The following is a 22500-nucleotide window of genomic DNA, read 5'->3' as shown; positions in this document are numbered from 1 at the left end:
ATTGGTGTCACTGGGTGACACCAATCCACCGCACAGTGGGTTTTCGGCGCCGGGTGTGAGGATGCCGGTGGACGTGCTGAGGCTCAGTGCGAGCCGAGGGCCCGGCGCCCGATGATCGTGAGGCCGCTGACCGCGTCGACCAGCAGGAAGCTGGCGCCGCCCACGAGAGCCCGCCTGGCACCCGCGCCCGTGCCGGCGCGACGGCTCCGGGCCAACAGTGCGGCACCGGCCACGGTCTCCACGGCCACGGTGGCCACGCCCAGCGGGGTGGATCCGTAGACCTTGGCGTAGAACTTGCCGATCGGGGTGCGACGGGAGACCTCTGAAGCTGGGGCATCGACGTAACGGACCACCGTGTCGAGCAGCGCACGCCAGCCCGAGGAGAACTCGACCCGAGTCGGAGCGGTGAGCTCGCGGCGACCCTCGAGGAGATCTCCGGCCAGGGTGGGCAGTCCCATCGCGGCGAGCACCCGGTTGACCCAACGGTCGTCCATCGGGCTCTGCAGCGCGTCGGTCAGGGCTGTGGCGTCGAGGTCGCGGAAGCGCCGGGTGGTGAGCAGCGCGACGGTGTCGGAGTCGGGGGAGAGGTGGGGGTTGGTCAGCTCTGCCAGGCCGGCGTGGTCGACCTCGGCCGCAGTGAACGTCGCCGTCAGGTCCGGCCGACGGGTCAGGAAGAGACCGACCGGATCGTTCCAGGCAGTGAGCACCTGGATGTGCCGGGTGTCGTCGACCCGGGAGAGGCGTACGGCCGGCAGGTCGCCGGGCATCCAGCCGTGCTCGGAGAGGTCGACCCAGGCATCGTCGAAGTGGATCACGGTCCAGCCGTCCTCGTGACCGGCCGAGAGGGAGGACTTCAGCGAGTGGGCGAGGGCGGGCAAGGAGCTCTCCACCACGCGGGAGACGAGTACGTCGTGGGTGGGGTCGCTCTCCTGCTCACCGATGAGGGCTTCGAGGTCGAACCCTTCCGGCCCCTCGCCATCCTCGTCGAACACGCGCGCCGGGTCCTCGAAGTAGTCCCCGGCGATCTCGAGGTCGAGACCCAGGATTTCGGCGAGTTCGGGACCGAAGCGGCTCAGTGGTGCTCCCGCAGCGACCTTGCCGTCCCGTACGACCTGGATCCGCTCGACGTCGTCGAGCAGGAGCACGATGCTGCACAGACCTTCGACGCCGGGGTCGCTCGACTGGACCGCGCCGAGCACCCGCTGCTCCCGCAGGTGACGCAGCACCGCCTCGTGGTCGATCCGGCCCTCGACGTCGGGGTGCAACCAGCCGAGGAAGGGTCGCAGGGTGACTGCGGCGGGCGAGATGCTCATGGAGCGAGCCTAGCGACCGGGCCCACCAGGTCCAGCGGGTTCTGGGCTCCGCCGCCGGCGGAGCAGCAGCACGGTGTCCGCCACGGCATCGACCACGAGCGCCAGCACCGTCACCCAACCCAGCCAGTACCACCAGGGACGTTCGTCAGTACCGAGCAACCAGTTGGTCATGAAGCCGGCCAGCGCGAGTTCGAGAAGGATCACCACGACCGTCAGCACGGGGAAGCGGAGGAGCGCGAGCTGCAGACGACCTCCGAGACCGCGCCGGCTCCACTCCTCTTCGTCCGCCGATCCGCGCTCGCCCAGCGCACTGCGCAGGACTTCCTTCAGGCCCTGGGGTTCCACCCGCGCAGGGGCGGCGAGGATGGCGCGGCCCTCGTGGATGTCGGCCGCGTGGGTCGGAAGGCCCAGGGCGGTCAGGACCCGAGCGGACCAGTGCTCGTCGTCGGGGGCCACCAGGGCTTCGCGCAGCAGCATCTCCTCGGCGTGAGGCAGGTGTGGCGACTCGAGCAGCGCCTCGATGACGGCCTCGGGGGTGACATGACGGACCGCGAACTCGTCGAGCATGGCGCGCATCGCCGGCTCCTCGACGGTCTCGGGTGCTTGGGTGAGGGCCCAATGCTCCTGGCGCGACAGGGTCGTGCCCGGCAGCACCCCGCGAGCCAGCAGCACGCTCAGGTGGCGCCGACCCCCGATCAGGCTCAGCGCCACCACGGGCAGCTCGGGCTTCGTGAATCCGTGCTCGTGCAGAGTCGCCGACGGCTCCTCGAAGGCGACGACGACGTAACCCTCGGCGCGCTCCCAGATGAAGGGGCAGCCGACGTCACGGGCCAGCATCGGCAGCAGATCGGGGTCGAGCCGGGCCAGCAGCACGTCGGGCGGGTTCGTGTTGGCGGGGTCGGGGCGTTCGTCGGAGTCGAGCACCGCCTGCCAGTCGTCCTCCATGCTGGGAGGAGTCACCAGCGTCTGTTCATCGGTGAGCATGATCGCGCCCCTGGTGGCCTCCGCGACCTCGGCGAGCGCATCGACGAGAAGTTGCGCGGTGCCCGGCACCACGAGCGGACGCCGCTCTTGGGCCGCCACCACCAGCGGGAGGTCTCCGGTCGAGCTGGGGGCCCCCACCGCGCCGCTGAGCCCCGCCGCGCGCAGGGTCGTCGCGACCTCGTCGGGGCGCAGGATCCGGTCGGGGTGGGGCCGGAACCAGCCAGCGATCTGCACGATGTCTGGGTTCATGGGCCGCGAGTCTAGGATCGGAGGCATGTCCCCCCGCCAGCGTCGTCTCATCATCCCGGTGTCGTTGGGGGCCCTCGTCCTGCTCGCCATCATCGCCGCGCTCGTGAAGTAGGGGGTGGACGATGGCTGCTGAACCTCTCCTCCGAGCGCTGATGCGGATGCGCATGCTGATCCTCGACCCCGACGTGCTGGTCAAGGCGGTGGCCTCAGGTCGCCAGAAGGGCACCCAGCCCGCGTGGAAGCGCGTCGAGCTGCGGTGGGTCGACCTCAAGGCCGGTCGTCACCTGCAGGTCGTGCGTTATGACGAGACCCAGGCCCACACCTCCAACCACGCCCCCGATGGTGACCTGCGCGAAGTGCTGGACACCCTGCTCGACGAACCGTTCGGCAACTGGCACGTCGAGACCACCACCGAGCAGCACCAGATCCGGGTGACCAAGAAGCTCGAGGCGATGGTGCACACCTCCGCGCGCGCCGAGGAGGTCGAGGTCGCCCGCGGCCACGACCGCGACAAGGAGCGCCTGCTCTCCGAGGACGACCCGGTGCTCGTCGCCGTCGGCATCTCCACGGCAGAGGGCAAGATCAAGCCGACGCGGCAGGCCAAGTACCGACAGGTGGAGGAGTTCCTCCGGCTGCTGGACTCGTCGATCAGCGATGCGTTGGCGAAGGGCAACCTGCGCCGCGGCACCCCCGAGGAGCCGCTGCGGATCGTCGACCTCGGTTGCGGCAACGCCTACCTGACCTTCGCCGCCCAGCGCTACCTCACCCACGTACGCAAGTTGCCCGTCGTCGTCACCGGCGTCGACGTCAAGCAGCAGTCGGCTGACCACAACACCCGGGTCGCGGCCGAGCTGGGGATCGAGGCCACCTTCGTGGTCGGCTCGATCGCCGACGCCGCGCTCGAACAGGCCCCCGACGTGGTCCTCGCCCTGCACGCCTGCGACACGGCCACCGACGAGGCCCTGGCCCGGGCCGTCGAGTGGGGCGCCTCGCTGGTGCTGGCCGCCCCGTGCTGCCACCACGACGTCGCCGCGCAGCTGCGCAAGGCCCCGACCCCGGCCCCGTACGCCGCCCTCACCCGCCACGGCATCCTGCGCGAACGCTTCGCCGACACCCTCACCGACGGGTTGCGGGCATCGCTGATGCGCCTCGAGGGCTACCGCGTCGACGTGGTCGAGTTCGTCGAGTCCGCCCACACCCCGCGCAACACCCTGCTCCGGGCGACCCGCACCGGCGGGAAGGTCAAGGGCGATGGCGTGCGCAAGGAGTACGAGGAGCTGGTGTCGACGTGGGGCATCACCCCGAAGCTGGCCGAGTTGCTCGACGGAGCTGACTCCCGTGACGAGCAGGACGCGACGCAGGGCTGAGGGCGCGCTGGTCGCCCTCGTCCTCACAGTGCCGTTCGCGCTCGGCGCGGCCAGCGCCGACGAACCGCCGGAGGCCAAGGAGGCCTTCACGGTCACCGACCACCGCATCGTCGAATCGTCGGGGCTCACGGCCCAGGAGATCGACGGACGCACCCTCTTCACGACCGTCAACGACAGCGGCGACGAGGCGCGGGTCTTCACGCTCGACCCCGACACCGGAGACACGGCCGGCGTGACCACCTGGTCACCAGGGCCCAGGGACATCGAGGCGCTCACCCCGGCCAGCGATGGTCACGTCTGGGTCGGCGACATCGGGGACAACGGGTTCGATCGGGCCTCGATCATCCTGACTCGGGTGCCGGTCGGCGAGGGAGATCGCACGGCACGGTCACCGCAGCGTCGCGAACTGGTCTATCCGGACCGTCCGCGCGACGCGGAAGCGCTGCTGCGCCATCCGCAGAACGGCCGGCTCTTCGTCATCACCAAGGGGGCGATGGGCGGTCAGGCGTACGCAGTCCCGCCGACCGATGACGGTAAGGCCGAGGGACCCCAGGAGCTCGTGCTGGAGGCCGACGTCCCGCCCCTGGTCACCGACGGTGCGTTCCTGCCGTCGGGCGACTTCGTCCTGCTGCGCAACTACACGCACGCCCAGCTGTTGAGCTATCCGAGCTGGGAGGTGCTGGGCAGTTTCGAGCTCCCCAAGCAGCCCCAGGGGGAGGGGCTGGCCGTCTCCGAGGCCGGCGACATCTTCATCAGCACCGAGGGACGGGACCGACCGGTGCTGAGGGTGGAGCTGCCGCCGGAGCTGCAGGAGCGGACAGGCCTCACCCCGAGCGGGATCTGGGCACGGCTCCGGGCCTTCTTCGCGCGCCTGGGCTGAAGACGTACGGGCCGAGTCGGCCAGGCTCAGGGAGTCGGGCGCGGTTCGGCGAAGACGGCCGCGCGACGCTCCAGGAACGCTGCGCGTCCCTCGGCGAAGTCGGCGCCGGCCAGCAGGTCGACCTGGATCTCCGCCTCTGCGGAGAGCAGCTCGTCCAGGGTGCCGCCGCACTCAGCCATCAGGCGCTTGGTGCCGGCCGTGGCGGGCGCGGAGAATCCCGCGAGGCGTGATGCCAGCTCCAGGGCTCGGTCCAGGGCGGTGCCGTCGGAGACGACCTCGTCGACGAGACCGATGCGTTCGGCCTCCTCGGCGCCGATGGTGCGGGCGGTGAGCAGCAGGGTCCGTGCGCGCCCGGGCCCGACCCGGCGCGGCAGCGTCCAGGAGAGGCCGGTGTCGGCGACGAGCCCGATCCTGGCGAACGAAGCGGAGAACCGCGACGACCGCCCGACCACGACGAGGTCGCCCGCACAGGCCAGGGAGAGACCGAGCCCGTACGCCCCACCTTCGACGGCGCTGATCACGGGCAGGCCCGTGCCCACCAGCAACTGGGCGATCTGGTTGACCAGATCGAGGCGCTCCCGGCTGACCGCAGGGTCGGGGGACATCGAACTGATGTCGCCGCCTGCGGAGAAGACCTCACCGGCCCCGGTCAGCACCACCGCTCGGCAGCCGGGGTCGGCATCGGCGTCGCGGAGGGCAGCGAGCAGCTCACGACGGTCGGGCAGGTTCAGCGAGTTGCGGCGCTCGGGGCGGTCGAGGGTGAGGACGCGTACGCCGTCGCGGTCCTCGACCCGCACTGCGGGCCGCTCGGACGTGGCGGGGGTGGAGCTGCTGGTGCTCGTGGGGGTCCCCATCGTGGCGCTCACTGCCCGGCCGTGCGGAGCAGCTGCTTGGCGATGATGAGCTTCTGGACCTCGCTGGTGCCCTCGTACAGGCGGAAGAGTCGGGCGTCGCGGTAGAACCGCTCGACCGGCACCGACCGCATGTAGCCCATGCCACCGTGCACCTGGACGGCCCTGTCGGCCACCCGACCGACCATCTCGGTGCAGAAGAGCTTGCAGCTGGAGGGGGCGAGACGCTGGTCGCTCCCGTCGTCGTAGGACTTGGCGGCCTCGATCACCATCGCGTGGCCTGCGTACGCCTCGGCCTCGGAGTCGGCGAGCAGGGCCTGGACGAGCTGGAACTCAGCGATCGGGGTCCCGCCCTGACGGGTGACAGCGGCGTAGTCGACGCTCTCCTTGATCAGGCGCTTCGCCATGCCGACGCTCAGCGCGGCGATGTGCAGGCGACCCTTGGCGAGCGAGCGCATGGCGGCCCCGAAGCCCTCGCCCTCCACGCCGCCGACCAGGTCGGCTGCCGGGACCCGTACGTCGGAGAAGAAGACCTCCGAGGTGGTGGCGCCCCGCTGACCCATCTTGGCGTCCTTGGGGCCGATCTCGATGCCCTCGCTCTTCGCGTCGACGGCGAAGACCGAGATGCCCTTCGTGCCGGAGGTCGAGTCGTCGGTGCGGGCGAAGACCATGAAGAGGTCGGCGTCAGGCGCATTGGTGATGAAGCGCTTGTTCCCGTTGAGCAGGTAGTCGCCGTCGTCGGTGCGGATCGCCCTGGTGCGGATGCCGCTGGGGTCGGATCCGGCCTCGGGCTCGGTCAGGGCGAAGGAGGCGACGGTCTCGCCGGAGGCGAGGGCGGGCAGGTAGCGCTGCTTCTGCTCCTCGGTGCCGAAGTTGACGAGCACCTGGCCGGCGATGCCGTTGTTGGTGCCGAACATCGAACGGAAGGACGGCGTGGTCCAGCCGACCTCCATCGCGAGGCGCACCTCCTCGGACATGCTGAACCCGAGGCCGCCGTACTCCTCGGGGATGGCGTAGCCGAAGAGGCCCATCTCGGCGGCCTGCTTGCGGATCCGGTCGGGGATCCGGTCGGTCTCCTCGATCTCCTCCTCGGCCGGCACGACCTCGCGGCGGACGAACGTGCGGACGGCGTCCAGGATTGCTGCGAACTCTTCGTTCTCCATGACGGACTCCTCGTGCTCTCTGGGCGGTGCTGCCCGGGCGGGTCGTGCTGCGGGATGTGCGCGGTGGTGGAGGTGGTGGAGGTGGCTCAGCCGACGGGCTCGGCGGCCTCGGCGAGCCCGATGGCCCCGGATTCACGGAGCCGGTCGATCTCGTCGGCGCCCAGCCCGAACTCGCTCAGCACGGCAGCCGTGTGCTCGCCCAGGCCGGGGATGGCCCCCATCGGGAGCTCGACGTCGCGGAACGTGGTCGGGGGCAGCAGGGCGCGCAGGGGGCCCGACGGGCTGTCGATCTCGCGCCACCGGTCACGTGCGGAGAGCTGCGGGTGGTCGATGAGCCCCTGCATGTCGTTGATCTGGGCCGCGGGGACACCGGCCGTGGCCAGCCGGGCGTCGAGCTCCTCGGTGGTGAAGCCCGCCGTGAGCTCGCCGACCACCCGGTCGCACAGGGCGCGGTTGGCCACCCGGAGCATGTTGGTGGCCAGGTCGGGGTGGGTGACGAGGTCCGGGCGGCCGAGGACCTCGGCCAGCGCGGCCCATCCGCGGTCGTTCTGGACGCCGATCAGGATCTCGCCGTCGCTGGTGGGGAACGCGTCGTACGGCGCGATCGAGGCGTGGCTCAGACCCATCCGCGGGATCTGGTGGCCGGAGTACATCTGCATGTACATCGGGTGTCCGAGCCATTCGGCGGTCGCGTCGAACATGGAGACGTCGACGACGGCGCCCTCACCCGTACGGGCGCGGCGCAGCAGCGCGGCGAGCACCGACTGGGCGGTGTAGAGGCCGGCGGCGATGTCGGCGCTCGGGACCCCGGTCTTGGTCGCGGTGTCCGGGGTGCCGGTCACCGAGATGAGTCCGGCCTCGGCCTGGATGAGCATGTCGTAGGCCTTGCGGTCACGGCGCGGGCCGTCGGTGCCGTAGCCGGAGATGTTGACGACGACCAGGCCGGGGTTGTCGGCACGCAGCTGTTCCCCGTCGAGACCGAGACGCGCGGCAGCGCCCGGAGCGGAGTTCTGGACGAAGACGTCGGCGCCGGCGATGAGTCGCTGGGCGGCCGACAGGCCTGCAGGGTCCTTGAGGTCGAGGGCGACCGACTCCTTGCCGCGGTTGAGCCACACGAAGTGCGAGGCGATGCCGCGTACGGCGTGGTCGTAGTTGCGGGCGAAGTCGCCCTCGCCGACGCGCTCGATCTTGATCACGCGAGCGCCCAGGTCAGCGAGGTGACGGGTGGCCAGCGGCGCCGCCACGGCCTGCTCGAGGGCGACGACGGTGATGCCGGCGAGGGGGAGCGCGGGGTCAGCGGTGTGAGCCATGTCTCCACCATGCTGTGTCCCATTGGGCCATGTCCAATACTCAATCAGGCGCTCATTGTGTTCATTCGGACATCAATTGGTGTAGGAAGGGGGTATGGAGTTCCACCACCTCAAGGCCTTCCTCGCCGTTGCCGAGGAGCTGCACTTCGGTCGCGCGGCCGAACGGATGCACATGGCCCAGCCGCCCCTGAGCCGGACCATCAAGCAGTTGGAACGGGAGCTGGGGGCCCAGCTCTTCGAGCGGACGACCCGCAGCGTCCGACTGACCACCGCCGGCCAGGCCCTGGTCCGGCCTGCCACGGACGTACTCGAGGGAGTGCGGGTTGCCAGGTCGGCCGTGCGCGCGGCCGGGGTGGGGGAGACAGGACGGGTCAGACTCGGCTTCGCCGGACCCTCCTCGCACGTGCTGATCAGCCAGTTGGCCAGGATCGTGCGTCAGCGGCACCCGGGGATCGAGCTCAGCCTGCAGTCGGTCACCTACGCCTACGAGGGGCTGCGGGAGGTGGTGGACGGCGCCATGGACCTGGCGTTCGTCCGGTTCTCGGTGCAGCCCGTGGGCATCGTCTCCCGGGTGGTGGCCGCGGAGCGCTACGTGCTCGCCGTGCCGACCGGACATCGGCTGGCCGGCCGCGAGGAGGTCAGCATGGCCGACTGTCGTGAGGAGGCCTTCGTCGCGCTCCCGGCAGACCCGGGCTCCAGCGTGCGGGACGCCTTCGTGCGCTCCTGCCACGAAGCAGGCTTCGCCCCGGACATCGTGCAGAGCGCCCCCGACTCGTGGACTGCGATCGCGCTCGTCGCTGCCGGGGTGGGGGTCACCTTCACCGTGGACACCGCGGTGGCCAACATGCAGGCCGACGGGATTGCCGTTGTGCCCCTGGTGGAGGGCCGCGACCCGGTCTACGCCCGGTTGGCGTGGCGCGAGGGCGACAACAATCCCGCGCTGCGTGAGGTGCTGATCGCCTCGGAGGAGGCCCTGCCCACGCCCGAGGGTGCGCCGGTCGGGTTCTGACCCGCCGATGCTGAGGAATCAGGCGAGGCGGACCAGCCCGACCTGGCTGGCGGTGACCAGGTGCTCGCCGTGGTGGTCGTGGATCCGCCCCTCGCCAAGGGTGCGCCCGTGCGCGACCGCGCGGACGTCGCTGTCGAACTGGTGCCACTGGCCCAGGTCCGGGTGGGCGTGCCAGGTCAGCGTGTGGGTGAGGCTGAGGATCCGGCTGCCCGGGGCGTGGCGCTGGGAGCCCAACGCCCGGAAGGCTCCCTCGAGGATGCTCATGTCGCTCACGTAGGCGAGGACCGCAGCGTGGATCACCGGGTCCTCAGGGAGCGGACCCGTGGTGCGGAGCCACGCGGACTGGTGGTCCTGCGCGGGCGTCGTGGTGACGTACGGCGGGGTCTCGGTGTGGCGGAAGTGGACCGGCCGCTCGGCGCGCCACCACAGGGGGATCCGCTCGTCGTCGCCAAAGCGTTCGATCAGGTCGGGGAGTTCGTCCGGTCCCGGGACCCGGCGTGGTTCGGCGGGCCGGTGGTCGACCAGGTCCTCGCGGATCGTGCCCCAGCGTGACAGCGCGGTGAACCGCTCGGAACCGTCCGGGGCGACCAGCGTGGTGCGCCGGGTGGTGAGGCTCGGGGCGTCGGAGACGTGCTCGACCCGCCAGCGCAACGGCTCGTCGGTGGGCACGCCGGCGACGAAGTCGGCCTGGAGGGTGAACGGGCGGTGGTTGCTCGGCACCGAGCGGCCGGCGGCAACGACGGCCTGGGCGAGGAGCAGGCCGCCGAAGACCCGGTCCTCGGGGTGCTGCTGGGCGCGGCCCACGACGAAGTCGCCGGTCTCGGTGAGGTCGAGAAGGCTGAGCAGTTCGTCGAGCGTGACGGCGGCACTGGGGGCGGTCTTCACGGGGGGATTCCTTCCGTAGCGAGAGTGACGAGGATAACCCGATTGAGACACGACAACCGGTCAGTAGATATTGGTTGATACCTGTGCGACATCAATGGGAGCCCTACAAAGTATTGGCATTGTGGGCGGTTCGTCATGGACAGTGATCTGAGACACAGGGCTCGACCAGGGTCCACATGATGAAGGGAACAACCATGAGGAAGCCTGTCATCGGGACCGCGCTGGCCACGGCCGCCGCACTCACCCTCGCTGCCTGCGGAGGCGCGGAGACCACCGAGGGAATGCCCGATCAGATCGTCTGGTCCACCTACGGGACCGGCACCTCGACCTACGCCGACGTCGCCGCCGTCGCTGACGCGATCACCTCCAACGAGGGCACGAACGTCCGCGTCATCACCTCCGACACCGCGGTCGGCCGTCTCACTCCGTTGCGCGAGGAGCAGGCACAACTGGCCCGCACCGGTGACGAGTACATCTTCGGCTTCGAGGGCAACTACGACTTCGCCACCAAGGACTGGGGTCCCCAGGACCTGCGGGTCGTGTGGGCTCCCGTCGCTCCGCACGGGCTCATGGTCAAGGACGACTCCGGCATCGCGAACTTCGAGGACCTCAAGGGCAAGAAGTTCCCGCGGATCACCGCCAACCCCTCGGTCAACAACAAGCTCGAGGCGTTCCTCGCCTACGGCGGGCTCACCTGGGACGACGTCAAGGTGGTCGAGGTCGGTTACAGCGACCAGCCCGGTGCGTTGCAGAACGGCAAGATCGACGTGCTCTTCCAGCAGGTCTACGGCGCCTCCCTCTACGAGCTCGAGTCCGCCTTCCCGGTCCGTTGGCTGAGCATGGACGACACCAGCGCGGAGAAGGTCGCAGCCGTCGAGGAGATCGCTCCCTCCGTCGAGATCGGTGAGTTCACCGACGCACCCGGCCTCGAGGACGGCGAGAGCGCCAAGGGGATGATGTACACGGTGCCCGTCGTCGCCTACGAGGACGCGGACGCGGACGAGATCGAGGCCATCGTCGCCGCGATCAACGACAACTACGACTCCTACAAGGACGCCACCGCCACCACGACCGCCTGGAACCTCGACCAGGTGCAGGCCGGTCCCAGGGAAGTGCCGTTCCACGAAGGACTGATCGCCTACCTCGAGGCGAACGACGCCTGGAGTGACGAGGCAGCCGCGCAGCAGGAGGCCCTCGTCGAGCGGGCCGACCAGCTCGACGACGCGTGGGACGAGTTCGTCGAGACCGAAGGCGCCGACGACAACGTCCACGACGCCTGGGTCGCCTGGAAGAACAAGAACCTGGAGAACTGATGACCGAGACCAACGTCCTCATCGAGGCGGAGGAGGAGCACGGCTCCGTCGCCCGCTGTCGGGGAGTCTGGCGCTGGGTGGTGATCACCCTGACCCTCATCGGTGTCGCCATCACCATCAGCCAGGTCTTCTACTGGAACCCCTTCGGCGGCGGCATGCTGCGCAGTACGTTCCTCTACTACGTCCTCGCCTCCTTCCTGCCGATCGTCTTCCTGACCTTCCCGATGCGGGCAGCCCAACGCCACTCGGTGCCCTGGCACGACGTCGTCCTCGCCGCGGCCGCGCTGGCCGTTCCGCTCTGGTTCGGCCTCAACGCCGAGAACATCCTCAACCAGGGCTGGGACTACGGCGGTCCGACCACCGCACTCGTCGCCTCGTTCGTGCTGTGGGGCCTGGTCCTGGAGGCCCTGCGCCGCACGGCAGGCCTGGTCGTCACGATCATCGCGGGCGTCTTCTCGGTCTACCCGCTCTTCGCCTCGCAGATGCCGATCGACTTCCTCACCGGCATCGAGTTCGACCTCCAGGGTGCGGCGCGCATGCACGCGATGGGCGTGGACTCCATCCTGGGCCTGCCGTTGCAGACCGCCGCCGGCATCCTGGTCGGCTTCCTGCTCTTCGGCGTGGTGCTGCAGTCGGTCGGTGGCGGAGCGTTCTTCCACGACCTCGCGCAGTCGCTGCTGGGGACCCGTCGCGGCGGCTCGGCCAAGGTCGCAGTCGTCAGCTCGGCCAGCATGGGCATGATGAGCGGCAGCGCCGTCTCCAACGTGCTCACCACCGGCCCGCTGACCATCCCCGCGATGAAGCGCAGCGGTTTCTCGGGTGAGTACGCAGCCGGTGTCGAGGCGACCGCCTCGTCCGGTGGCTCCATCACCCCGCCGATCATGGGCACCGCCGCGTTCCTGATGGTCTCCTTCGTGGGAGTGCCCTACAGCGAGATCGCGATCGCGGCCTCCATCCCGGCGCTGCTCTACTACCTCGGCATCTTCACCCAGGTCGACGCCTACTCGGCGCGCCGCGGGTTGCGCGGACTCAAGCGCTCCGAGCTGCCGAAGTTCCTGGGGACCCTGCTGCGCGGTTGGCCGTACGTCATGGCGCTGGCCGCCCTGACCTTCCTGCTGGTCGTCTACCGCCGCGAGGCGCAGGCCCCGTTCATCATCGCCGCCGCCCTGCTCGTCTACACGATGATCCGGCGTACGGACCGTCTCACGGTCCGTGGCCTGGCCGACGTGATCTTCAAGTCCGGTCGCACGATCGCCGAGATCCTCGGCATCATCGCCGGTGTCGGCCTGATCATCGGTGGTCTCTCGATGACCGGTGTCTCGCTCTCCCTGGCTCGTGAGCTGGTCAGCGCGGTCGGCGGCAGCGTCGTCCTGATCCTGATCGCGGGTGCGATCACCTCGTTCGTCCTGGGCATGGGCATGACGGTCTCGGCCGTCTACGTGCTGCTCGCCATCGTGATGGCGCCCGCCCTGATCACCCTCGGGATCGACCCGATCGCGGCGCACCTGTTCGTCATCTACTGGGCGACGGTCTCCTACATCACGCCGCCGGTGGCGCTGGCCTCGTTCGCGGCGGCCGGGATCGCCGGGACCAGACCCATGAAGACCAGCCTCACGGCGATGCGTCTGGGCATGGTCAAGTACGTCATCCCGTTCTGCTTCGCGGCCAACCCGGCCCTGGTGGCCCAGGGCGCCGTGAGCGACATCGTGATCACCCTGGCCTTTGCCTTGGTCGGTGTCTTCGTCATGGCCTGTGCCTTCGAGGGCTACGCCATCGGCCTGGAGCGGCACCTGCACCCGGTCACCCGGATCATCGGGGTGCCGGCCGGTGCGCTGATCCTGGCGCCCGAGCTGCTCAGCAGCCTCATCGGTCTGGGGGTCGCCGTGGCCCTCGGCGTGGTCACCCGGATCCTGCCTCCGCGTGACGGCGGCGTGGCCAAGGACGGGACGAAGGGCACGCCTCGGGGCGACACCTCGGCCACGGCGGTGAGCCCGGACGAGGTCGCTCCCAGCGCCCCCAGCGCTCCCGGCGCTCCCGGCGCCACCACGCGACGCGCTCTCGGCGACGACGCCGGCCACACTCGCGTGGCGGGAGTGACTTCCCCGTGAGCGAAGTGAAGGTCAGGGGACTCTCCGAGGCGATCGCCGAGCACGTCGAGGACGGGATGACCGTGGCCCTGGAGGGCTTCGGTCACCTGATCCCCTTCGCGGCTGGTCACGAGATCATCCGGCAGGGTCGCAAGGACCTGACCCTGTGCCGGATGACCCCGGACCTGATCGCCGACCAGATGATCGCGGCAGGGTGCGTACGCAAGCTCATCGCCTCGTTCTTCGCGAGCGGGTCAGCGGGGTCACTCCACGAGGTGCGGCGCCGCATCGAACGCTCCGACCCGGAGCCGCTCGAGGTGGAGGAGTACAGCCACTACGGGATGTACGGCCGCTACCAGGCCGCCGCCGCCGGGTTGCCCTTCTTCCCGCTGAAGTCGTACGCGGGCAGCGACCTGCCGACCCTCAACCCCAGGATCCGCAAGGTCGAGGACCCCTACGGCGGACCGGACATCCACGTCGTCCCGGCGCTCGCGCCCGACGTCACCGTGGTGCACGCGCAACGGGCGGACCGGTTCGGCAACGTGCAGGTGTGGGGGATCGTCGGGGCGATCCAGGAGGTCGCCTACGCGGCCAAGAAGGTGATCGTCACCGTGGAGGAGATCGTCGACGACGAGGTCGTACGGTCCGACCCGAACCGCACCCTGGTCCCGGCCCACGCGGTGGACGCCGTGGTGCACGTCCCCGGCGGCGCGCACCCCTCGTACGCGCAGGGCCACTACGACCGCGACAACGTCTTCTACCGGGACTGGACCGCGATCAGCAAGGACCCGCAACTGCTCCGGTCGTGGCTCCAGGAGTGGGTCCACGACCTGCCCGACCGAGCCGCCTACCTCGAGCACCTGGGGGAGCAGCGCTGGCAGGACAACACCGTCGGCGAGCGGCTCTCGGGACAAGTTGACTACGGACGGAGATCATCGTGATCACGCGCACGAACGAGCTCGGACCCGCTGGGATCACCATCTCCAGCACGGAGTTCCTCGCAACCGTCGCCGCCCGCGAGCTCGCGGGCAAGCACCGGGTCTTCGCCGGCGTGGGCCTGCCCACGCTCGCGGTCGACCTGGCCATGCGGACCGTGGCCCCCGACATCCAGCTGGTCTACGAGTCCGGTGTGTGCGGTGCGCACCCCGAGGGGATGGCCGAAGGGATCGCCGACTCGGTGCTGGTCTCCGGCGCGGAGGCGGTCGTCAACATGCAGGCGCTCTTCGGCTACGTCCTCCAGGGCGGCCACGTGGACGTCGGCTTCCTCGGCGCGGCCCAGGTCGACCGGTGGGGGAGCCTCAACACGAGTTTCATCGGCGACTGGGAGAGCCCCACGGTGCGCCTTCCCGGCTCGGGTGGCGCGGCCGACATCGTGCCCAACGCGCGGGAGTGCATCACCGTGCTGCGGCGCCACGACCCCGGCGCCTTCCCCGCTGCCCTCGACTTCTGCACCTCGCCGAGCCCCGTACGGGCCCGCGACCTCGACCCGCGGGCGGTCCCGCCCGGCCACGGCGTCTCCACGGTGATCACCCCGTTGGCAGTGCTGCGCCGCCCGGACCGTTTCGGCGAGCTCCAGCTGGCCCAGGTGCACCCCGGGGTGCAGATCGACCAGGTCCGCGAAGCGACCGGGTGGGACCTGGCCGTGGCCGCCGACGTCGTCGAGACCCCCTGGCCCACCGAGGAGGACGTACGTCTGCTGCGCGAGGAGATCGACACCGTCCGCCTCTACCTGCGATGACCTCGACCCCGACCGGCGCCCTCACGCCGCCAACGACACCGGCCCAGCCGAGCCGGACCGCCTACGTCGTGCTGCTCGCCAGCACTACGTTGGGCACGTTGTCGAGCACGATCATCACCTCACCGATCAACCGGATCGCTTCCGGGCTGGGCGTGGGCTCGCGCGAGGTCGTCTTCGCGGTGGCGGCGTTCACGCTGGCCATGGTGGTCTTCGCGCCGATGGCGGGGTGGCTCTGCGAACGGCTGGGACCGCGACGTTTCCTCATCGGCTCGCTCGGGCTCATGGTGCTGGCCGGAGTCGGGGCCGCGCTCAGCCCCAACCTGCTCACCCTGGTCGGCATGCGTGCGCTGCAGGGGGTCGCCTGCTCGGCGATCCCGCCCGCCGTCCAGCAGACCCTGGCGGTCTTCTGGGCGCAGAACCGCGCCCGGGTGATGGCCACCTGGGCATCCGCCATCGGGGTCGGTCAGGCGCTCGGGCCGCCGCTCGGCGGGGTCGTGGCCGACCTGGTGGGCTGGCGTGGGGTCTTCGTGACCCACGCGGCGCTCTCCGGGCTGCTCGCCCTGCTGCTGTGGCGCAGCGTCCCCTCGGTGCCGGCCGGTCGACCCCCGATGCACGTCTCCGGGATGCTCACCCTGGTCCTGGGCGCCGGCGGGATCGTCGGCGCGATGACGGCCGTGGGGCAGGGCAGCCCGATGCGGCTCACCGTGGTGCTGGTCGTGCTCGGCATCCTCGGCGTGCTGCTCCACCTCGTGCTCGCCCGGCGCAGCAGCCGTGCGCTGGTCCCCCTGAGTCTCTTCGCCGAGCGTCGCTACTACCGCAGCACCGCCTCGGCCGGTACCTCGATGGCCATCCTCGGCATCTTCATCGTCGCCACCCCGCTGGAGCTGGGACGCGAGTTCGGGCTCTCGCCCGGCCGGATCGGGGCCATCACCGTCGCGTTGGCTGCGTCCATGGCCCTCTTCGCGCCGCTCTCCTCGCGACTGGGGGAGCGGATCACTCCGCGCCGGGTGCTCCACCTGGGGCTCGCCGTCCTGGTCTGCACCCCGTTGCTGCTCTCGCTGGCCCTCACGCTCGACGGCTCGTTGCTGCCGCTGGGGGTCGCCTTCGGGGTGCTGTCGCTGAGTGGGTGCGCCATCGGGTCGGTGCAGTCGGTCGCGGCGCTGGGCGTGATGCGCTCGCCGGCGGCCACCAACGGCACCGCACTCGGCATCCACAACATGGTGCGCTTCTCCGGGCTCGCCGTCGGCTACGCCTGGGTCGCGCTGACCTACCCCACCGGCTCGCTGTTCCTGGTCTTCGCCGGGCCGGCCGTGCTGGCCGCCGTCACCCTGGCGCTCGTGCTGGCCGGTCCTCCCGCAGAGCCCCAGCACCAGCAACTGGTGCAGGCCGCGGCGGTGAGCACATGAGCCTCCGGCTCCACCCACGTACGCCGTCCCCCACCCGTACGCATCCCCACCGCCCGAATCGAGGAGCAGCAATGAGCACCCCAGGACAGACCCCCCGGCCCGAGAGCGCCGAGCCAGCGCCCGGTGTCGAGGGCCTCGACGGGTCGGGCGGCCCGCTCGCCGGCCTACAGGTGGTCGAGCTCTCCAGCTTCGTCGCCACTCCGCTGGCCGGGCTGACCCTGGCCCAACTCGGGGCCGAGGTGATCCGGGTCGAGCCGCTGGGGGGTGGACCGGATCGGGGTCGTTGGCCGTTGGCCCCGTCGGGCACCAGCCTCTACTGGAGCGGGCTCAACCGGGGCAAGCAGGCACTCGAGATCGACCTGGCCGATGCTGCCGGTCGACGGCTCGTCGCCGACCTCGTCGTCGAGGGTGACGGGATCCTGGTCACCAACACCGAACGCTGGCCCGAGCTCACCTACGAGGCGCTGCGGGCGCGCCGCGAGGACATCGTCCACGTGACCCTGACCGGGCGCCACGACGGCAGCACCGCCGTCGACTACACCGTGCAGGCGGGGACCGGCTTCCCGCTGATCACCGGGCCCGCCAGTGGGGCCGCACCCGTCAACCACGTGCTTCCCGCCTTCGACGTCGCCGCCGGCCTCTACCTGTCGACCGGGCTGCTGGCCGCGGAGCGTCACCGGGCGCGTACAGGGAAGGGCAGCCAGGTCCGGGTCGCGCTCGAGGACGTCGCCCTCGCGATCGCCGGCAACCTCGGCTACCTGGCCGAGGCCCAACTGGGTGGTCGGCGCTCCCGGGAGGGCAACGACGTGCACGGCACCTTCGGCACGGACCTGATCACCTCCGACGGCATCCGGTTCATGTTCGTCGCGCTCACCCCGCGACAGTGGAGCGACCTGCTCGCCGTCACCGGCCTGACCCAGGTGGTCGCCGGCCTCGAGCAGGCCCTGGGCGCCGACTTCACCGACGAGGGGCAGCGCTACCGACACCGCTCCGCACTCTTCGGGTTGCTGGAGGCCTGGGTCTCCACCCGGACCTGGGACGTGGTCTCCGAGGCGCTGGCCAGCACCCGCGTCCTCTGGTCGCCGTACCGTACCTTCGCCGATCTGGCCTCCAACGACTCCGCCGAGCTGCGCAACAACCCCCTCTTCTCCACCGTCGACCAGCCCGGTGTCGGTGCCTACCTGGCCCCCGGCTCCCCGATCAGGTTGGCGGCGGCGCCGGACTCCGCGACCAGGCAGGCCCGGGCACCGATGGTCGGGGAGCACAGCACCGACGTGCTCGCCCACCACCTGGGTCTGGGACCGGATCGGATCGCCGAGCTCGTCCGCGACGGCGTGGTCCGCGCCACCCCCCGTACGAACACCCCCGAACACCCCACGGACGGAACCCCCACCCCGTCCCACCACGAGGAGAACTGATGAGCACCCTGACCCCCGACGAGCAGGACATGGTCCGCCTGGTGGCGGAGTTCGTGGACGCCCGCGTGCGCCCCAACGTGCGCAAGTACGAGGCTGACGACGTCTACCCCGAGGAGTTCATCGAGGAGATGAAGAAGCTGGGCTTCTTCGGTCTCCTGGTGCCCTCCGAGCACGGCGGCGTGGACGTCTCCACCGCCTGCTTCGCCCGGGTGACCGAAGAGCTGGCCCGCGGCTGGATGAGCCTGGCCGGAGCGATCGGTGGGCACTCGGTCATCACCTATCTGATCCGCACCTTCGGCACCCCGGAGCAGCAGGCGCACTGGCTGCCCCGGATGGCCGACGGCAGCGTCCGCGCCACCATGGCCCTCACCGAGCCCAGCGGTGGCAGCGACCTGCAGGCGATGCGTACGTACGCCGTCCAGGACGGTGACGAGCTCGTGATCCACGGCTCCAAGACGTGGATCTCCAACGCGGCCCACTCCGGCCTCATCGGTCTGCTCTGCAAGACCGACCGGGACGCCTCTCCTGCGCACACCGGCATGAGCGTGCTGCTCGTCGAGCCGGAGGGGGAGGGCTTCAGCGTCTCCGGCAAGATCCCCAAGCTCGGCTACCGAGGCGTCGAGGCCTGTGAGCTGACCTTCGACCACATGCGCGTGCCGGCCTCCTCCGTCCTCGGTGGCGAGGTGGGCCAGGGCTGGCAGCAGATGATGCGCGGGCTCGAGCTCGGCCGCATCCAGGTCGCTGCCCGTGCCGTCGGCGTCGCCCAGGCCGCTCTCAACGACGCGGTCACCTACGCCCAGCAGCGCGAGTCCTTCGGCAAGCCGATCTGGAAGCACCAGTCCGTCGGCAACCTGCTGGCCGACATGGCCACCAAGACCAGGGCAGCAGCCCTGATGACCGCCGACGCAGCCGAGCGCCTCGACTCGGGTCGCCGCGCCGACATGGAGGCCGGGATGGCCAAGCTCTTCGCGTCCGAGACGGCCATGGAGGTGGCCCTCGACGCCATGCGCGTGCACGGTGGCTACGGCTTCTCCAAGGAGTACGAGGTCGAGCGCTACTTCCGTGACGCGCCCCTGATGATCCTCGGCGAGGGCACCAACGAGGTGCAGCGCAACGTCATCGCCGCCCAGCTGGTCGCCCGCGACCGCAACAACGAAGGAGTCTGAACCATGGCACTGCTCGAGAACCGCACCGCCGTCATCACCGGAGGCGCCCAGGGCATCGGCCTGGCCATCGCCCGTCGTTACGTCGAGGAAGGTGCTCGCGTGGTCATCGGTGACCTCGACGAGGAGGCCGCCAAGAAGGCCGCTGCCGAGCTCGGGACCGATCGTGCCCTGGGCGTGCGCTGCAACGTCGTCGATGCCGGCGACGTGCAGGCGCTGGTCGACGCCGCGGTCGAGACGTTCGGCTCCCTCGACGTCTTCGTCAACAACGCCGGCATCACCCGCGACGCCACCATGCGCACCATGACCGAGGAGGACTTCGACCTCGTCATCCAGGTGCACCTCAAGGGCACCTGGAACGGCACCCGCCTCGCCGCAGCCCGGATGCGGGAGCAGAAGTCCGGCTCGATCGTCAACATCTCCTCGCTCTCGGGCAAGGTCGGCATGATCGGCCAGACCAACTACTCCGCCGCCAAGGCCGGCATCGTCGGCATGACCAAGGCGGCCGCCAAGGAGATGGCCCACCACGGGGTCCGGGTCAACGCGATCCAGCCCGGCCTGATCCGCTCCGCGATGACCGAGGCGATGCCGCAGAAGGCCTGGGACCAGAAGATGGCCGAGATCCCGATGGGCCGCCCCGGGGAGCCCGAGGAGATCGCCTCGGTCGCCCTCTTCTACGCCTCCGACCTCTCCTCCTACATGAGTGGCACGGTCGCCGAGGTCACCGGCGGACGGTTCATGTGACCAGCTACGACGGCCCCGCGTACGACGGGTGGGAGCCGACGCCGTCGATCAGCACCGAGGTCGTCGCGCCCGCACCCGTCCAGGCGTTGGCCGCCCTCCTCGACGACGGCCACGAGGTCGGCGTCGGGGAGCCGCTGCCGCCCCTGTGGCACTGGGTCGCGCTGCCCCGCTGGGCGCCCTCCTCGGTGCTCGGGGTCGACGGGCACCCCCGTACCGGCTCCTTCCTGCCGCCCGTCGGGCTGCCGCGGCGGATGTTCGCCGGGGGAGAGGTCTCCTGGCTCCGCTCACCCCGCGTCGGCGAGCAGGTCCGCACCGAGTCGCGGGTCACCTCGGTGAGTGACAAGACCGGCCGCAGTGGGCCGCTCGTGCTCGTGGTGGTGGAGTCGCAGGTGTTCGGCGAGGACGGCGGGCTGTGCCTGACCGAGCGTCAGGACATCCTCTACCGTGAGGCCGGTGACCGTACGAGTGACTCACCGGAGCCGCCGGGCGACCTGGTGCCGACCGGCCCCCCGCTGCGCCGTACGACCGCAGAGACGGCAGCCGGGGACGGGTGGGACGTGGCCACCGACCCGACCGTGCTGATGCGGTTCAGCGCCGCCACCGCCAACGCCCACCGGATCCACTACGACTGGCCCTACGCCACCGGCGTCGAGGGCTACCCGGGGCTCGTGGTCCACGGGCCGCTGATGACCCTCCTGCTGGCCGAGACCCTCGCCCGGGCCGGTGCACTCGACGGCCCGGTCAAGCTCCAGCACCGCAATCGGGCGCCGCTCTTCTGCGCCCAGCCGGCCCGCATCACCCACGCAGCGCACCCGTCCGGGACGACGGCCTCGCTGTCCGGCCCCGACGGGGCACTCTGCACCTCCCTCGACGCACACCCCCTTTGAGAAAGGCACTCCCATGAGCCCCACCTTCCGCGAAGCAGTCATCTGCGAGCCGGTCCGGACCCCGATCGGCCGTTACGGCGGCATGTTCGCCAGCCTCACCGCCGTCGACCTCGGTGTCGCCGCCCTCAAGGGCCTGCTGGAGCGCACCGGGATCGACGGCGCCGAGATCGACGACGTCATCCTCGGACACTGCAACGGCAACAGCGAGGCCCCCGCGATCGGTCGGGTCGTCGCGCTCGACGCCGGCCTCCCGGTCACCGTCCCCGGCCAGCACCTCGACCGCCGCTGCGGTTCGGGGCTCCAGGCCGTGCTCAACGCGGCGATGCAGGTGCAGACCGGCGCCATGGACCTGGTCGTCGCCGGCGGCACCGAGTCGATGAGCAACGCGTCCTTCTACTCCACGGACATGCGGTGGGGAGGTGCCCGCACCGGCGTCACGATGCACGACAGCCTGGTCCGGGCCCGGTCCACCGCAGGGGGTCAGCACTACCCGGTCCCCGGCGGCATGTTGGAGACCGCCGAGAACCTGCGTCGCGAGTACTCCATCGGGCGCGAGGAGCAGGACGCCCTCGCCGTGGAGTCGCACCGCAGGGCCGTGGCCGCCCAGGAGTCGGGCGTGCTGGCCGAGGAGATCGTGCCGGTCACCGTGCCGGGACGCCGTGGCGAGTCGACGGTCATCACCACGGACGAGCACCCCCGCCCGGGGACCACCCTGGAGTCGCTGGCCAAGCTCAAGCCGATCCTCGGCTCCTCCGACCCCGAGGCCACGGTGACCGCAGGCAACGCCAGCGGCCAGAACGACGCTGCGTCGATGGCGATCGTCACCACCCCCGAGAACGCCGCACGGCTGGGGCTCACCCCGCTGGTGCGGGTCGTCAGCTGGGGTGTCGCAGGCGTCGAGCCGAAGATCATGGGCATCGGACCCGTGCCCGCCACCCAGGCCGCCCTGGACCGCGCCGGTCTGACCCTGGACCAGATCGACCTGATCGAACTCAACGAGGCGTTCGCCGCCCAGGCCCTGGCCGTGATGCGTGAGTGGAAGTTCACGCCAGCCGACCACGAGCGGACCAACGTGCACGGCTCCGGCATCTCGCTCGGCCACCCGGTGGGCGCCACCGGTGGCCGCATGCTCGCCACGCTGGCCCGTGAGATGCAGCGACGCGAGGCCCGTTACGGCCTGGAGACCATGTGCATCGGCGGCGGACAGGGCCTCGCTGCGATCTTCGAGCGGGTGGTCTGATGCGCGTCCTGACGAGCATTGAGGAGATCGAGGCCGCGGTCGGCGAGACGCTCGGCACCACCGACTGGGTCGAGCTCGACCAGGCTGCCGTCGACACCTTCGCTGATCTCACCGGCGACCACCAGTGGATCCACGTCGACGCGGAGCGGGCAGCGGAGTCGTCGTTCGGCGGCACCATCGTGCACGGGTTCCTGACCCTGTCGATGCTGCCGGGGTTCGCTACGCAACTCTTCCGCATCGACGCCGGTGGGGCCCGGCTCAACTACGGCGTGGAGAAGGTCCGCTTTCCGGCGCCGCTGCGCACCGGCAGCCGCGTACGCGGCAGCGCGACGTTCACCTCCGTCACCAAGGTGCCCTCAGGGACCCAGGTGCGTACGTCGTGGACCGTCGAGGCTGAGGGCAGTGAGCGCCCGGTCTGCGTCGCGGAGACGATCACCCTCGTCCTGCCCTGAGCTGCAGCGGCCCACGGACGCAGAACGGGCCCCGACCAAGT

Annotated in this window: 20 protein-coding genes; 14 read left to right on the top strand and 6 right to left on the bottom strand. The window is 70.6% G+C overall.

What is annotated here, in order from left to right:
* Nucleotides 1-83 precede the first annotated feature (83 nt).
* Both DNK52_RS10365 and DNK52_RS10360 read right to left on the bottom strand, forming a co-directional pair.
* On the bottom strand, nt 84-1313 hold the full coding sequence (locus DNK52_RS10365) for a hypothetical protein (RefSeq protein WP_110240920.1): 1230 nt from the start codon (nt 1311-1313) through the stop codon (nt 84-86).
* Nucleotides 1314-1322: 9 nt separating this feature from the next.
* Nucleotides 1323-2546, bottom strand: coding sequence for a hypothetical protein (locus tag DNK52_RS10360; protein WP_162598724.1), 1224 nt, complete (start codon nt 2544-2546; stop codon nt 1323-1325).
* 122 nt (nt 2547-2668) lie between these two features.
* Here DNK52_RS10360 and DNK52_RS10355 point away from each other — a divergent pair, with 122 nt between their 5' ends.
* Complete coding sequence (locus tag DNK52_RS10355) at nt 2669-3913, top strand: class I SAM-dependent methyltransferase (protein ID WP_110240918.1); 1245 nt, start codon at nt 2669-2671, stop codon at nt 3911-3913.
* Nucleotides 3885-4793, top strand: coding sequence for an esterase-like activity of phytase family protein (locus DNK52_RS10350; protein ID WP_110240917.1), 909 nt, complete (start codon nt 3885-3887; stop codon nt 4791-4793). Before DNK52_RS10355 ends, DNK52_RS10350 begins: the two co-directional genes overlap by 29 nt.
* A 26-nt stretch (nt 4794-4819) precedes the next feature.
* Here the strand turns inward: DNK52_RS10350 and DNK52_RS10345 are convergent, their stop codons facing one another.
* The 3 genes from DNK52_RS10345 to DNK52_RS10335 form a co-directional block, all read right to left on the bottom strand.
* Nucleotides 4820-5647, bottom strand: coding sequence for an enoyl-CoA hydratase/isomerase family protein (locus tag DNK52_RS10345; RefSeq protein WP_110240916.1), 828 nt, complete (start codon nt 5645-5647; stop codon nt 4820-4822).
* An 8-nt stretch (nt 5648-5655) separates the two neighbouring features.
* Nucleotides 5656-6807, bottom strand: coding sequence for an acyl-CoA dehydrogenase family protein (locus DNK52_RS10340; RefSeq protein ID WP_110240915.1), 1152 nt, complete (start codon nt 6805-6807; stop codon nt 5656-5658).
* An 86-nt stretch (nt 6808-6893) separates the two neighbouring features.
* The gene (locus DNK52_RS10335; RefSeq protein WP_110240914.1) at nt 6894-8117 is read right to left on the bottom strand and encodes a CaiB/BaiF CoA transferase family protein; all 1224 of its coding nucleotides are present in this window, start codon (nt 8115-8117) and stop codon (nt 6894-6896) included.
* A gap of 94 nt (nt 8118-8211) precedes the next feature.
* Between DNK52_RS10335 and DNK52_RS10330 the strand changes: the two genes are divergently transcribed.
* Complete coding sequence (locus DNK52_RS10330) at nt 8212-9126, top strand: LysR substrate-binding domain-containing protein (RefSeq protein ID WP_110240913.1); 915 nt, start codon at nt 8212-8214, stop codon at nt 9124-9126.
* An 18-nt stretch (nt 9127-9144) separates the two neighbouring features.
* Here the strand turns inward: DNK52_RS10330 and DNK52_RS10325 are convergent, their stop codons facing one another.
* Nucleotides 9145-10011 carry an acyl-CoA thioesterase gene (locus DNK52_RS10325; RefSeq protein ID WP_110240912.1) on the bottom strand — a complete coding sequence of 289 codons (867 nt, stop codon included), beginning with the start codon at nt 10009-10011 and terminating at the stop codon, nt 9145-9147.
* 194 nt (nt 10012-10205) lie between these two features.
* Between DNK52_RS10325 and DNK52_RS10320 the strand changes: the two genes are divergently transcribed.
* The 11 genes from DNK52_RS10320 to DNK52_RS10270 all read left to right on the top strand — a co-directional run bounded on the left by DNK52_RS10320 (nt 10206) and on the right by DNK52_RS10270 (nt 22459).
* Entirely contained in the window at nt 10206-11324 is a 1119-nt protein-coding gene (locus DNK52_RS10320) for a TAXI family TRAP transporter solute-binding subunit (RefSeq protein WP_110240911.1), read from the top strand.
* On the top strand, nt 11324-13432 hold the full coding sequence (locus DNK52_RS10315) for a TRAP transporter permease (protein ID WP_110240910.1): 2109 nt from the start codon (nt 11324-11326) through the stop codon (nt 13430-13432). The genes DNK52_RS10320 and DNK52_RS10315 overlap by 1 nt, the downstream gene beginning before the upstream one ends.
* Nucleotides 13429-14352 (top strand): CoA transferase subunit A, encoded by a 924-nt coding sequence (locus tag DNK52_RS10310; protein WP_110240909.1) that lies wholly within the window; start codon nt 13429-13431, stop codon nt 14350-14352. Before DNK52_RS10315 ends, DNK52_RS10310 begins: the two co-directional genes overlap by 4 nt.
* Nucleotides 14349-15149, top strand: coding sequence for a CoA-transferase subunit beta (locus DNK52_RS10305; RefSeq protein ID WP_204163484.1), 801 nt, complete (start codon nt 14349-14351; stop codon nt 15147-15149). The genes DNK52_RS10310 and DNK52_RS10305 overlap by 4 nt, the downstream gene beginning before the upstream one ends.
* Entirely contained in the window at nt 15146-16555 is a 1410-nt protein-coding gene (locus DNK52_RS10300) for an MFS transporter (RefSeq protein ID WP_110240908.1), read from the top strand. The genes DNK52_RS10305 and DNK52_RS10300 overlap by 4 nt, the downstream gene beginning before the upstream one ends.
* A gap of 71 nt (nt 16556-16626) precedes the next feature.
* Complete coding sequence (locus DNK52_RS10295) at nt 16627-17973, top strand: CoA transferase (protein ID WP_110240907.1); 1347 nt, start codon at nt 16627-16629, stop codon at nt 17971-17973.
* On the top strand, nt 17973-19139 hold the full coding sequence (locus DNK52_RS10290) for an acyl-CoA dehydrogenase family protein (protein ID WP_110240906.1): 1167 nt from the start codon (nt 17973-17975) through the stop codon (nt 19137-19139). The genes DNK52_RS10295 and DNK52_RS10290 overlap by 1 nt, the downstream gene beginning before the upstream one ends.
* A gap of 3 nt (nt 19140-19142) precedes the next feature.
* Nucleotides 19143-19880: a 3-oxoacyl-ACP reductase FabG gene (gene fabG / locus DNK52_RS10285; RefSeq protein WP_110240905.1), complete on the top strand. Its 738-nt coding sequence runs from the start codon at nt 19143-19145 to the stop codon at nt 19878-19880.
* A complete protein-coding gene (locus DNK52_RS10280; protein WP_110240904.1) occupies nt 19877-20767 on the top strand; it encodes an HTD2 family dehydratase in 891 nt (296 codons plus the stop codon). The genes fabG and DNK52_RS10280 overlap by 4 nt, the downstream gene beginning before the upstream one ends.
* A gap of 13 nt (nt 20768-20780) precedes the next feature.
* Nucleotides 20781-22007 carry an acetyl-CoA C-acetyltransferase gene (locus tag DNK52_RS10275; protein ID WP_110240903.1) on the top strand — a complete coding sequence of 409 codons (1227 nt, stop codon included), beginning with the start codon at nt 20781-20783 and terminating at the stop codon, nt 22005-22007.
* On the top strand, nt 22007-22459 hold the full coding sequence (locus DNK52_RS10270) for a MaoC family dehydratase (RefSeq protein WP_110240902.1): 453 nt from the start codon (nt 22007-22009) through the stop codon (nt 22457-22459). Before DNK52_RS10275 ends, DNK52_RS10270 begins: the two co-directional genes overlap by 1 nt.
* Nucleotides 22460-22500: the final 41 nt, after the last annotated feature.

The sequence above is a fragment of the Nocardioides gilvus genome, assembly GCF_003194605.1.
GTDB classification, from domain to species: domain Bacteria; phylum Actinomycetota; class Actinomycetes; order Propionibacteriales; family Nocardioidaceae; genus Nocardioides; species Nocardioides gilvus.
Note: the sequence above shows the minus strand (reverse complement) of the source record. Positions and strands in the feature narration are given on the sequence as shown.